Origin of the sequence: Deinococcus sp. (assembly GCF_030523985.1) — a bacterium.
Classification (GTDB): domain Bacteria; phylum Deinococcota; class Deinococci; order Deinococcales; family Deinococcaceae; genus Deinococcus.
In genome coordinates this window covers 1-11,413 of the sequence record NZ_JAUNHK010000085.1, presented here as the reverse complement: position 1 = coordinate 11,413, position 11,413 = coordinate 1, and the positions used below count along the sequence as shown (strand labels likewise).

11 protein-coding genes are annotated in these 11,413 nt (G+C 65.2%); 4 read left to right on the top strand and 7 right to left on the bottom strand.

Annotated elements, in window-relative coordinates; genetic code table 11:
- Positions 1–20 precede the first annotated feature (20 nt).
- Positions 21–2,147 (bottom strand): polyphosphate kinase 1, encoded by a 2,127-nt coding sequence (gene ppk1 / locus Q4C89_RS11495; RefSeq protein WP_303102754.1) that lies wholly within the window; start codon positions 2,145–2,147, stop codon positions 21–23.
- Positions 2,148–2,299: 152 nt separating this feature from the next.
- Between ppk1 and Q4C89_RS11490 the strand changes: the two genes are divergently transcribed.
- Positions 2,300–3,412 carry an META domain-containing protein gene (locus Q4C89_RS11490; RefSeq protein ID WP_303102753.1) on the top strand — a complete coding sequence of 371 codons (1,113 nt, stop codon included), beginning with the start codon at positions 2,300–2,302 and terminating at the stop codon, positions 3,410–3,412.
- 178 nt (positions 3,413–3,590) lie between these two features.
- Here the strand turns inward: Q4C89_RS11490 and fabF are convergent, their stop codons facing one another.
- From fabF to Q4C89_RS11470, 4 genes are all read right to left on the bottom strand, one after another.
- Positions 3,591–4,838 carry a beta-ketoacyl-ACP synthase II gene (gene fabF / locus Q4C89_RS11485; RefSeq protein WP_303102752.1) on the bottom strand — a complete coding sequence of 416 codons (1,248 nt, stop codon included), beginning with the start codon at positions 4,836–4,838 and terminating at the stop codon, positions 3,591–3,593.
- Positions 4,839–4,990: 152 nt separating this feature from the next.
- The gene (gene acpP / locus Q4C89_RS11480) at positions 4,991–5,221 is read right to left on the bottom strand and encodes an acyl carrier protein (RefSeq protein WP_303102751.1); all 231 of its coding nucleotides are present in this window, start codon (positions 5,219–5,221) and stop codon (positions 4,991–4,993) included.
- Positions 5,222–5,324: 103 nt separating this feature from the next.
- The gene (gene fabG / locus Q4C89_RS11475; protein WP_303102750.1) at positions 5,325–6,071 is read right to left on the bottom strand and encodes a 3-oxoacyl-[acyl-carrier-protein] reductase; all 747 of its coding nucleotides are present in this window, start codon (positions 6,069–6,071) and stop codon (positions 5,325–5,327) included.
- 79 nt (positions 6,072–6,150) lie between these two features.
- Positions 6,151–7,326: a tetratricopeptide repeat protein gene (locus Q4C89_RS11470; protein WP_303102749.1), complete on the bottom strand. Its 1,176-nt coding sequence runs from the start codon at positions 7,324–7,326 to the stop codon at positions 6,151–6,153.
- A 196-nt stretch (positions 7,327–7,522) separates the two neighbouring features.
- On the opposite strand from Q4C89_RS11470, the gene coaE reads away from it, so the two are divergent.
- Positions 7,523–8,146, top strand: a complete 624-nt coding sequence (gene coaE / locus Q4C89_RS11465) for a dephospho-CoA kinase (protein ID WP_303102748.1) — start codon at positions 7,523–7,525, stop codon at positions 8,144–8,146.
- Here the strand turns inward: coaE and Q4C89_RS11460 are convergent.
- Positions 8,139–9,143, bottom strand: a complete 1,005-nt coding sequence (locus Q4C89_RS11460; protein WP_303102747.1) for a peptidylprolyl isomerase — start codon at positions 9,141–9,143, stop codon at positions 8,139–8,141. The two genes, coaE and Q4C89_RS11460, sit on opposite strands and share 8 nt — an antisense overlap.
- 95 nt (positions 9,144–9,238) lie before the next feature.
- A complete protein-coding gene (locus Q4C89_RS11455) occupies positions 9,239–9,727 on the bottom strand; it encodes an Lrp/AsnC family transcriptional regulator (RefSeq protein ID WP_303102746.1) in 489 nt (162 codons plus the stop codon).
- Positions 9,728–9,886: 159 nt separating this feature from the next.
- Between Q4C89_RS11455 and ald the strand changes: the two genes are divergently transcribed.
- Complete coding sequence (gene ald, locus Q4C89_RS11450; protein WP_303102745.1) at positions 9,887–10,993, top strand: alanine dehydrogenase; 1,107 nt, start codon at positions 9,887–9,889, stop codon at positions 10,991–10,993.
- A 92-nt stretch (positions 10,994–11,085) separates the two neighbouring features.
- The gene (locus tag Q4C89_RS11445) at positions 11,086–11,361 is read left to right on the top strand and encodes a hypothetical protein (protein ID WP_303102744.1); all 276 of its coding nucleotides are present in this window, start codon (positions 11,086–11,088) and stop codon (positions 11,359–11,361) included.
- The last annotated feature ends 52 nt before the right edge of the window (positions 11,362–11,413 follow it).

Below are 11,413 nucleotides of genomic sequence, written 5' to 3'. Positions count from 1 at the left end.
GCCCTCAGCCCTTCGCCCTCTCAGGCAGGCAAGCGCCGCTCGGCAAAGATGGCCTGGGCGCTGAGGTCGCCAGCGACTTTGACATATTCGCCGCTGACTTCCAGTTCCCAGCTTCCGCGCTCGTCGGCCCATTCGGTGTCCAGAATGTGGAAGAAGTGGGCGCGGTGGGTGTCGTCCAGCACGGGCGCGATGACTTCCACGCGGCGGTCGAGGTTGCGGCTCATCCAGTCGGCGCTGCCGAAGTAGACCTCGGGCTGCCCACCGTTGGCGAACGCGTAGATGCGGGCGTGTTCCAGATAGCGTCCCAGCAGGCTATGCACGCGGATGTTTTCGGAAAGGCCGGGCACACCGGGACGCAGGCAGCACACGCCGCGAATCACCATGTCAATCTTGACACCTGCCTGCGAAGCGCGGTACAGCGCCTCAATCATGCCGGGGTCGGTCAGCGAGTTGAACTTGAGCCGCGCCCAGGCTTCGCGTCCGGCCTGCGCGTTCTCCATTTCGCGCTCCAGCAGGGCTTCAAAGCCTCTGCGGGCCGTATCGGGGGCGACCAGCAGGTGCGAGTATTCGGCTTCGGCGTATCCGGTCAGGTGGTTGAACAGTTCGCCCACGTCGGCCCCCAGTTCGGCGTCGGCGGACAGCACGCTGAGGTCGGTGTACAGGCGGGCGGTCTTGGGGTTGTAGTTGCCCGTGCCGATGTGGACGTAGCGCCGCAGCCCGCCTTCTTCGCGCCGCACGACCAGCGTGACCTTGGCGTGGGTCTTGAGTCCGGTGATGCCGTACACCACATGCGCCCCGGCGCGTTCGAGTTTGCGGGCCGAGGAAATGTTGCGCTGCTCGTCGAAGCGGGCCTTGAGTTCAATCATGGCGACCACTTGCTTGCCCTTTTCGGCGGCGGTACGCAGCGCCCCCAGCAGCCTTGGATCGTCGCCCGTGCGGTAGAGCGTCTGCTTGATGGCGAGCACCTGCGGGTCTTGCGCGGCTTCTTCCAGAAAGTTCAGGACGTTGACGAACGAGTCGTAGGGATGGTGCAGCACCACGTCGCCCTGGCGCAGCGTTTCGAAAATGCCGTTTTCGTCTTCGTCGAGGTCGGACGCTGCCGGGGTGAAGTCGGGGAAGGACAGGTCGGGCCGCTTGACGGGCAAGCCCATCAGGTCAGCCGTACCGAGCGGCCCCTGAAGCAGGAAGATGTCGGCGGGGTTCAGGCGCAGTTTTTCTTGCAGCAGGCCCAGGATTTCCTGCGGCATTCCCTCCACCATTTCCAGGCGCACAGCAGAGCCGAAGCGGCGGCGGCGCAGCCCGTCCTCAATGGTCGCCAGCAGGTCTTCGGCCTCTTCTTCCTCGAACTCGTAGTCGGTGTTGCGGGTCACGCGGAAGACATGGCACGCCAGCACCTTGCGGCCCTTGAACAGGTCGCCGATGAACTCGGCAATCACGTCTTCGAGCAGCAGCAACTGGTCGCCCACCGCCACCACGCGGGGCAGCACGCCCACCGGAACCTTGACGCGGGCAAAGTCGGGGGTTTCGCCCTTTTTGGTCTTGAGCAGCACGCCCAGGTTCAGGCTGAGGTTGCTCATGTAGGGAAAGGGATGGCTGGGGTCAACGATCAGCGGGGTCAGCACGGGCTGAATCTGCGCCAGATAATGCTCGCGCAGTTGCGCCCGCTCGCTCTTGCTGAGGCTGGAGACCTGCCCCATCTTGACGCCCTGGGCCGCTAGCTCTTTCAGAATCTGCCGGGTCGCGCTTTCTATTTCGCGCAGCATGACGTGGGTACGCTCACGCACCAGCTTCAGCGTTTCGCGGGGCAGCAGTCCGTCGGGGCCGGGGGTCTGCACGCCCGCCGCAATCTGGCGGTGAATGCCCGCCACGCGCACCATGAAAAATTCGTCGAGGTTGCTGCCGCAAATCGCCGCGTATTTCAGGCGTTCCAGCAGCGGGTTACGCTCGTCGCGGGCTTCATTCAGCACCCGCTCGTTGAAAGCCAGCCACGACAGTTCGCGGTTCAGGAAGCGGCTTTCGGGGTTCGCCACCGTGGTCTGGGTGTGGGGCTGCGTCCCGGCATTCGCGGAACGAGCGCCCTTCTGAGCGCTCTTTTTGGCGGTGGGGTTGTTGACCGCTGCAGTGGTCGGGGAAAGGTCTTCGGACACGGTGTTCACTCCTTGAGATGTACCCCGGCGCTGTAAGGCCGAAGTCAGGGCGAGGTCAGGACAGGGATTTCAACCGATCAGGATACGGGATGACGGCCCCTCGGTGGCCCGGCCATCAGCCGCGTTTCAGGCCAGAGGGTCAGAATGGGCCCATGCCTCTTTCCTTCCTCGCTGCCCCCCTGCTGTCGTTGGCCCTGGGTGGAGCCGCCGCGCCCGCTCTGGAGCGCACCACCTGGACGCTGACTTCGCCTGCCCCTCAATCGTCGGGCATCCCGTCGCCTACCCTGCCGTCACCCACCCTGCAACTCAATGGCTCCAAGGTCAGCGGCTTTGCGGGTTGCAATCAGTATCAGGCGACGGTGCGGCGTCAGGGCGGGCGCCTGAGCATCGGTCAGCTCTCCCTGACCCGCCGCCTCTGCGAACCCGCCCGGATGAAACTGGAACAGGGCTTGATTGAGTCGCTGGGCCACGTCAAAAGTTACCAGCAGTCCGGCCAGACCCTCACCCTCATCGGCGGCAAGCAACGTCTGGTCTTTCGCGCCGCGCCCACAGGAGGCTCCATGACGCCCATTTCCAGCCCTGACCTGAACCCTGCCGCCGCTGCTGGCGAGTGGAAAGTCGTCTCGCTCCAGGTCGGCGGCGCGGTGCCTGTGCCTGCTGCGGCCCAATTGACCCTTCAGGCCAACGGCAACGGCCTGAGCCTCGCCGGGATACTGGACTGCAACCGAATCACGGCGCAGGGCACGCTCGGCGGCGAACGACTGACGTTCACCCAGTACGCCACCACGCGGATGCTGTGCGAGAACATGCAGGGCGAGCGGGCGCTGGGCAAATTGCTGGGTGCGCCCGTGCAGGTCAGCGTGCAGGGCGAGCAGATGACCTGGAAAAACAGCCTCGGTGAACTAACCTTGCGCCGCGTGACCCCGACGCCCGCCACCGTCAGCGCCGCACAGCTCAGCGGGCGCACCTTTACCCTGCTCAGTAACGGCAGCCAGAAGCTTGTCACCGATACCCCGCTCACCCTCACCTTCGCGGGCGGACGGGTCGGCGGCTCCGACGGCTGCAACCATTTCGGAGCGGCCTACGCCATCGGCAAGGGCGGCGAACTGCGACTGACTGGCCCGCTGACTTCCACGCTGGTCGCTTGCACGCAGGAAACGCCCGACCTGACCGGATTGCTGGGCGCACGACCCAGACTGACGCTGAGCGGCAAAACGCTGACGCTGAGCAGCGGGGGCGTGGACTGGGTGTTTGAGGAGAAGTAACGGTCACAAGCGGCAAGGTGGAAAGGTCGGGGAGCGTGCCCTCCCACCTTTCCACCTTGTTCTTCCATTGCACAACGCTGAACGCTTGGACGCCGACAGCTTTTAGCAGGGAGCTTTCTGGCGTTTCCACGTTCGACGTTTCCACGGCTAGCCGCCATGCTTTTCTCGGCGGCTAACTTTACACCCGTTTGAACAGCAAAGCCGCGTTCTGCCCGCCGAAAGCAAACGAGTTGCTCAGCGCGTACTCCACCTGCTTCTCGCGTGCGCCTTCGGGGATGTAGTCCAGCGTGAGTTCGGGGTCTTCGTCGCCCGCGAGGTTGATGGTGGGGGGCAGGATGCCGTCCTTGAGGGCCTGCGCCACCGCAATCGCCTCAATCGCGCCCGCCGCGCCCAGCAGGTGCCCGGTCATGGATTTGGTGGAACTGACCGCCAGCGCCCCCGCATGCTCGCCAAACACATGCTGGATGCCCTGCGTTTCGTGCAGGTCGTTGAAGTGGGTGCTGGTGCCGTGCGCGTTGATGTAGCCGACCTGTTCGGGGTTGACGCCCGCCGTCCGCAGCGCCATTTTCATGGCAAGTTGTGCGCCTGCGCCCTCCGGGGCGGGCATGGTGATGTGGTGCGCGTCGGCGCTCACGCCAAAGCCCACGACCTCGGCGTAGATGGTCGCGCCGCGCTTCACGGCATGTTCGTATTCTTCCAGTACGACCACGCCCGCGCCCTCGCCCATCACGAAACCGTCACGCGATTTGGCAAACGGGCGGCTGGCCCGCGTGGGGTCGTCGTTGCGGGTGGACAGCGCCTTCATGTTGGAAAACCCCCCCACCGCCATTTGCGTGACCGAGGCTTCCGCGCCGCCCGCCAGCATCACGTCTGCGAGGCCCAGTTGAATGTAGCGGGCCGCCTCACCGATAGACCCCGTGCCTGTGGCGCAAGCGGTGACCACGGTGCTGCTCGGCCCCATCGCGCCGAACTTCATGGCAACGTGGCCCGTAGCCATGTTCGCAATCTGCATGGGGATAAACATGGGCGAAATGCGCCCTGGGCCGCGCTCTACGTTCACGCGGGCCTGGTCTTCAAAGGTTTTCATGCCGCCGATGCCGCTGCCGACCAGCGTGCCCGTGCGTTCGCCGCGTAGAGCCTCGCGGTCAAGGCCGCTGTCCTGCACCGCCAGTTCCGCCGCCACCAGCGCCAGTTGCACGTAGCGGTCGAGTTTGCGGGCTTCACGGGGGTCGAGCCAGGGGTCGAGGGCTTCGTTGACTTGGCCCGCGATTTTGCTGGCCGTATCGGCAGGATCGAAGTGGGTAATCGGGCCGATGCCGCTTTTGCCTGCGCGTTGGGCCTCGGCGTAGGCGGCGGCGCCGATGCCGATAGGGGTCACGGGGCCGAGGCCCGTAATCACGACGCGCTTGAGTCCGGTGATGGTCATGGATGCTCCTTCGGGAGGATGTGGATTGTAGGAGGTGGGTTATAGGTAAGAAAGCGAACGATTCTACAACCCACGTCCCACAACCAAAAAAGCGAAAACACGGCTGAGTTGCCGCGCTTCCGCTCAAGCCTACAGCGCAGGCTTATCGTGGCTTATTTGTTCGCTTCGACGTAGTCCACAGCCGCTTGCACGGTGCGGATGGTTTCAGCGGCTTCGTCGGGAATGGTCACGCCGAACTTGTCTTCCAGACCCATGATGAGTTCCACGGTTTCCAGGCTGTCTGCGCCGAGGTCTTCCACAAAACGGGCTTCGGGGGTCACCTTGTCCGCGTCCACGCCGAGCTTTTCCACAATCACTTCTTTCACGTCATCAAAAATCGCCATGTTGAGTACCTCCTGATACTGAAGTTTCCGTAGTCTACACGCCCTCACCGATTTGGGGCACGAAGCTGAACAGGGTTTAAGAAGAAAGCAGGGGGGCCGCCGCTCAGCCCGCGAACATGCCGCCGTCCACGCCGATGGTCTGCCCGGTGATGTAGGCCGCGCCGTCGCTGGCGAGAAAGGCCACCAGCGCCGCGACTTCTTCACCCGTGCCGAAGCGTCCCAGTGGGATGTTCGCCTGATACTGCTTCTTGGTGTCGTCGGGCAGCTTGTCGGTCATGTCCGACTCGATAAAGCCCGGCGCAATCGCGTTGACGGTGATGCCGCGAGCGCCGTATTCCTTCGCCAGCGCCTTGGTCAGCCCAATCAAGCCCGCTTTGGCGGCGACGTAGTTGGCCTGTCCGGGGTTGCCTGCGCGGGCCACCACGCTGGAAATGTTGATGATTCGCCCCGAACGCGCCTTCATCATGTGCTTGATGGCGGCGCGGGAGGCGGCAAAGGCGCTGGAAAGGTTGGTTTGCAGCACGGCGTCCCAGTCCTCGTCCTTCATGCGAATGGCGAGGCCGTCGCGGGTGATGCCTGCGTTGTTGACCAGCACGTCCAGGCGGCCCAGTTTGGCAATCACGCCCTCCACCAGTTCGCCTGCCTTGGCGGGGGCCGAGAGGTCAGCGCCAAAGACTTCGGCGGTGCCCCCTGCGGCGCGGATTTCCTCGGCCACCTGCTGCGCCTCGGCCTCGCCGCGCCCGTAGTGAACCGCCACGGCAAAGCCATCTTGCGCGAGTTTGAGGGCCATCGCACGGCCCAGACCACGGCTGGAGCCGGTCACGAGGGCCACTTTCTGGGTTTCGGTCATGCAGGGCATTCTAGACCAGCAGGCAGAACGACGACTTTCAGGAGAGCGGTATCCTTTGTCTGCCCTCCGGAGAGGAGCGCTATTTCAGCCGCTCAATTCCTTCCTGCGCCTGCTTATACCCGGGCGCGAGCTTGAGCGCCTTTTCGTAGTTCTCGCGGGCCTTGAGCTTGTCGGGGGCCAGGTCGCCCTGACCGCGTTCGTAGGACAGGCCCAGGTAGTAGGCGTATTCGGACGCGGTGCTGCTCAGCGCCACGGCGCGGGTCAGGTTGTCGCGGGCCGATTTCAGGTCGCTGCTGTCGAGGTCGAGGCGGCCCAGGTAGTAGTAGAACTCCGGGTAGCGCAGCGGGTCGAGCTTGACCGCCTGTGCCAGTTGGGTGCGGGCGGTGCTGCGGTCGCCCGCAAGGTAGCTGACCACGCCGTACTGCCCGGTGGCGTAGGCGTTGCCCGCGCCCAGTTTGGCTGCCTGCGCCGCTTCCGAGCGGGCTGCGGTGAAATTGCCGCTCAGCGCCAGCAGTTTGGCGTAGTAGGCGCGGTTGTAGGGGTCGCTGGGGTCGATGATGACCGCCTGTTGCAGCGCACTGATGGCGAGGGGAAGTTGCCCGCTGGCCCGGTACATGTCGCCCAGGTTGAACAGAATCAGGCTGTTGTCGGGGTTGAGTGCGCTGGCCTGCCGGAAGGCCTGGGTGGCCTGGGTGGGCTTGCCCTGAAGGCGGTAGATGTTGCCGCGCTCGTTATAAAGCTTGCTCTGTTCGAGGGCGCGGGCGCTTTCAGGCAGCGCTTCGACGGCTTTCTCGGCCTGACTCAGCGTGGTCAGCGCGGCGTCCAGGTTGCCCGCGACGGCGTTGCGGTCACCGCTGCCCACGAACTGCTGCTGGTAGGCCTGCGAGAGGGCCACGTACCCGCTGACATTGCTGGGGTCGAGTTGGGTCAAGCGGCGCAGGGTCTCCACCGCCGGGGTATAGAGCCGCAGCCGCGACTGCGAGCGGCCCAGGCCGAGCAACGCCGCCGCATTTTTGGGGTCGAGCTCGCTGGCGGTGCGGAAGGCCACATACGCCTGGTCGTACTTGCCCTGCTCGTAGTACATGTTGCCCACCACGACATAGTTGGCGGCGGGCGGACGGGTGGCAGGCTGAGTCGTTGCCGGGGCACTCTGGGCCGGAGCCGGCGCGGTCTGGGTCGGCGCAGTCTGGGCCTGGGCCGCTGCCGAAACCAGCAGGGCGGCACTCAGCAGGGCAAGGAAGGGACGTCGGGTCACGGGAAAACCTCCGGGAAGCGGGAAAAAAGGCGGAAACGGGAGCAAGGGGGAAAGAACGGGGACGCCGCGCCATGATACGGGGCCGGCACCCTTGCTCCGCAGAGCATGGCCCGCCGGGGTGACGACGGTCTGAAGTGCAGCGTCAGGACAGGGGAGGGGAGAGGGGGAGACGCGTTCGCCCATTATCCTGCACGGCATGAGGAGTTTCGATTCGGAGTCGGCCCACGCTGCCCCGCGCCGTCTGGGGCTGACGGGCAGCATCGGCGCAGGCAAAAGCACGGTGGCGCGGCTGCTGCGTGAGCGGGGGCTGACGGTGCTGGACGCCGACGCCGAGGCGAGAGCGGTGACCGAGCAGCCCGAGGTGCTGGCCGAACTGGAAGCGGCTTTTCCTGGCGTGGTGGTGGGCGGCACGCTCGACCGGGCAGGACTGGCGGCGCGGGTTTTTGGGGACGCGGCGCAGGTCGCCCGGCTGAACGCCATCACGCACCCCCGCGTGCGGGCGCGGATGCAGGCGCTGGAGGCCCAGGCGGTGGCCGGGGGCGCGACCTGGGTCGTTCAGGATATCCCCCTGCTGTTCGAGGGCGGCCTGGAAAAAGGCATGGACGCCGTGCTGGTCGTGGACGCGCCGCTGGAACTGCGTGTGCAGCGGGCACTGGCACGCGGCGGCCTGACCCGTGAGGACATCCTCGCCCGCGACGCCCGCCAGATGAGCGCCGAGGAAAAAAGGAAGCGGGCCACCGCTGTCCTCGACAACAGTGGCTCGCTGACCGACCTCGAAGCGCAACTCGACGCGGCGCTGGGGGGGTTGGGACTTACTTGACCTGAATCTCGACCGTGTTGATGACTTCGGCCTCGGCCCCTGGAATGGGCGTGTTGTTGCCCGTCATGGTGCGGGTCAGTTTGTCCGCCACGTCCTGCCCCTCGGCCACCTGCCCGAAGATGGTGTAGCCGCCGTTCAGGAAGGGCGTAGGCGCGAAGGTGATGAAAAACTGGCTGCCGTTGGTGTCTGGGCCAGCGTTCGCCATCGCCAGCACGCCCGCCTTGTCGAAGGTCAGGCTGCTCTTTTCGTTGGCGAACTGGTAGCCGGGGCCGCCCGTGCCCCAGACGTCACGCAGCGAAAGTTCGGCGCTCTGGGGGTCGCCCGCCTGCGCCATGAAGCCGTCAATCACACGGTGAAAGCGCGTACCGTCGTAGAAGCGGTTCAGGGCCAGGAACACGAAGTTATTGACCGCCAGCGGCGCAGCCCCCGCGTCAAGATTCACGACGATGTCGCCCTTGCTGGTCTTCAGTACGGCGCGGTAGCTCTTGGCAGGGTCAATGACCTGCTCGGCCCGGGCAAAGTTGACCTTGCGCTCGGCACTCAGCGGGGCCAGCACCGTCCAGTCGCTGGCGGTTGCCTGAGTGGTGGGGGCCGGGGCAGCCGGCGTCTGGGTCACGGTGGCGGTGGTCGCCTGGGCCTCGGTGGGGGCGGGCGTCGTGACCGGAGCTGGGGTCTGGGTCTGCGCAGCCGTCGTGGTCTGGGTGACGGGGGCCGGCTCAGGTGTGGTGGTCGGGGCCGGGGCAGCGGGTGTCTGGGTGGCCGCAGTGGTCTGGGTGACTGGCGCAGGCGTCGCCGCCGTTTCGGTCACGGTGGTCGTGGTCTGCTCGGTGGTCACGGCGGGCGTGGTCGTCGTGCTGGCAGTGGTCTGCTGCTCGTACTGCGTCACGATGCCGGGGCCTTTGAGGGGCGGCGTGGGGGTCAGCACGACTTGCTGGGTGGCGGGGGCGCAGGCCACCAGGCCCAGGCCGAGAAGGGACATCAGGGTGAACTTTTTCATACCCCTCTAGCTTAAAAGCTCGGGGCACTTAGACCATGAAGCCCGTTTGCACAGAACATTAGCCCTCATAGGCGAGCCTGACCTGAACCCCAGTTTTACAGGTCGTCCAGCGGCAGACTGGTGGTGTACTTTTCCTGCTTGACGATGATGGTGCTGTCGGTGTTGCGCACGCCGGGAATGGCCGCCAGCACGTCCACCAAAAAGCGCTGGTAGGCGTCCAGATTCGGCACGCAGACCTTGAGCAGATAGTCGGTGTCGCCCAGGCACAGGTAACATTCCAACACCTCGGGCCGTGAGCGCATCTGCTCGGCAAAGTCCTGAAAGCCCTGCTTGGTCTGCTTGTCGAGCGTCACGCGCACCATCACCATCAGGTCGCGGTTGACCAGTTTGGGATTGAGCAGCGCGACATAACGGTGGATGACGCCTTCTTCTTCCAGCCGCCGCACCCGCCGCAGCGTGGGCGCGGGCGTCAGGCCGATTTCGTCGGCCAGTTCGGTGTTGGCGATGCGGGCGTCCCTCTGCAGGATGGACAGAATCTGACGGTCGAGGCGGTCTAATTCGGGAAAGGGGCGGGCGTTAGACATTTGCCTCAAAAATAGTCTATCTGGCGCAACACTGTTGCAAACATCTGCTCAAATGGCGGCCCAAAGGCAATCCCGCGGATAGGTTGCTCTGCTACCATTGCGCCACTCCAACAAAGGTTCTGGCCCGCTGCCCTGGTCGCTGCGGGCGGTGAGGTGGCTATGCGAATAGGTGTTCCCAAAGAAATCAAGGTCAAGGAAAACCGGGTGGCGCTGACCCCTGGCGGTGTGGCGACGCTGGTGCGGCGTGGGCATCAGGTGACGGTGGAGCGCGGCGCAGGCGTGGGCAGCGGCCTGAGCGACAGCGACTACGAAAAGGCGGGCGCGACCCTCGGCACGGCGGCGGACGCCTGGGCCGCCGAAATGGTGGTCAAGGTCAAAGAGCCGATCGAGTCGGAGTACAGCTACCTGCGCGACGACCTGCTGCTCTTTACTTACCTGCACCTCGCCGCCGACAAGCCCCTGACCGACGCCCTGCTGAACGCCGGAACGACGGGCGTGGCCTACGAAACCGTGCAACTGACCGACGGCAGTCTGCCCCTGCTGACGCCCATGTCCGAAGTGGCGGGCCGCCTCAGCGTGCAGGCGGGGGCCTACCACCTGCAAAAACCGGTGGGCGGCAAAGGGGTGCTGCTCGGCGGCGTGCCAGGGGTGCAGCCGGGGCATGTGCTGATTGTCGGCGGGGGCGTGGTGGGAACCAACGCAGCGAAAATGGCGATGGGCCTGGGGGCCAAAGTTACCATCCTCGACGTGTCGCAGCGCCGCCTCGCCTACCTCGACGACGTGTTTTTCGGTCGCCTGACCACCATGATGAGCAGCGAGGCCAACCTTCGCGCCCTGCTGCCCGAAACCGACCTCCTGATCGGCGCGGTTCTCATTCCCGGCGCGAAGGCTCCGCACCTCGTCACCCGCGACATGTTGGGGCTGATGGGGGAAGGCTCGGTGATTGCCGACGTCGCCATCGACCAGGGCGGCTGCGTGGAAACCATGCACGCGACCACCCACGACGACCCGACCTATCTGGTAGACGGCATCATCCACTACGGCGTCGCCAACATGCCGGGGGCCGTGCCGCGCACGTCCACCTTTGCGCTGACCAACGCCACTTTCCCGTATGCGCTGGCCCTGGCGGAACATGGCGTAGAGGCGCTCAAGCGTGACCCGGCACTGCGGCTGGGCCTGAACACCTACCAGGGCCACGTCACCTATGCGGGCGTCGCGCAGGCGTTCGACCTGCCGAGCAAGAACGCCGCCGAACTGCTGGCCTGAAGCTGCCATCCCTCCCCGCCTGGGCCGCCTTTGCTAAGGCTCCTTTAGCGGGGATTTTCTGTCGGACGGGGACACTGCTCTACGCTGACGCCATGCCACACGAACTCAATATTCCCCATCAAATCGAACTCGCCGCCTTTCCAGAGGGCGTAGAAGTCAGCCACGAACAGGCCGCAGAGGGCGTGCTGCTGCGGGCCGAGCAGGGTGGGCGCGGCCTGGAACTCTGGCTGACCACCGAAGCCCTGAAGATGTACGGCCCCGGCCCCGCCATCAGCATGGCGCTGAGTCATCTCAAGCAGGCGGTGGAAGCTGGCTTGCCCGAAAAGGAAGACGGCGCGTATCACCGGACGGTGCTGCTGGGAGACTGATACGGGACTGAACTATTCTTCGGAGATGTCGGAAAAGCGCCGCCATCTCCTT

What these genes read in the sequence shown, in the direction of transcription:
- Q4C89_RS11490 (WP_303102753.1), top strand. Translation starts at nt 2,300, where the DNA reads ATGCCTCTTTCCTTCCTCGCTGCCCCCCTGCTGTCGTTGGCCCTGGGT.
- fabF (WP_303102752.1), bottom strand. Translation starts at nt 4,838, where the DNA reads ATGACCATCACCGGACTCAAGCGCGTCGTGATTACGGGCCTCGGCCCC.
- acpP (WP_303102751.1), bottom strand. Translation starts at nt 5,221, where the DNA reads ATGGCGATTTTTGATGACGTGAAAGAAGTGATTGTGGAAAAGCTCGGC.
- fabG (WP_303102750.1), bottom strand. Translation starts at nt 6,071, where the DNA reads ATGACCGAAACCCAGAAAGTGGCCCTCGTGACCGGCTCCAGCCGTGGT.
- coaE (WP_303102748.1), top strand. Translation starts at nt 7,523, where the DNA reads ATGAGGAGTTTCGATTCGGAGTCGGCCCACGCTGCCCCGCGCCGTCTG.
- Q4C89_RS11460 (WP_303102747.1), bottom strand. Translation starts at nt 9,143, where the DNA reads ATGAAAAAGTTCACCCTGATGTCCCTTCTCGGCCTGGGCCTGGTGGCC.
- Q4C89_RS11455 (WP_303102746.1), bottom strand. Translation starts at nt 9,727, where the DNA reads ATGTCTAACGCCCGCCCCTTTCCCGAATTAGACCGCCTCGACCGTCAG.
- ald (WP_303102745.1), top strand. Translation starts at nt 9,887, where the DNA reads ATGCGAATAGGTGTTCCCAAAGAAATCAAGGTCAAGGAAAACCGGGTG.
- Q4C89_RS11445 (WP_303102744.1), top strand. Translation starts at nt 11,086, where the DNA reads ATGCCACACGAACTCAATATTCCCCATCAAATCGAACTCGCCGCCTTT.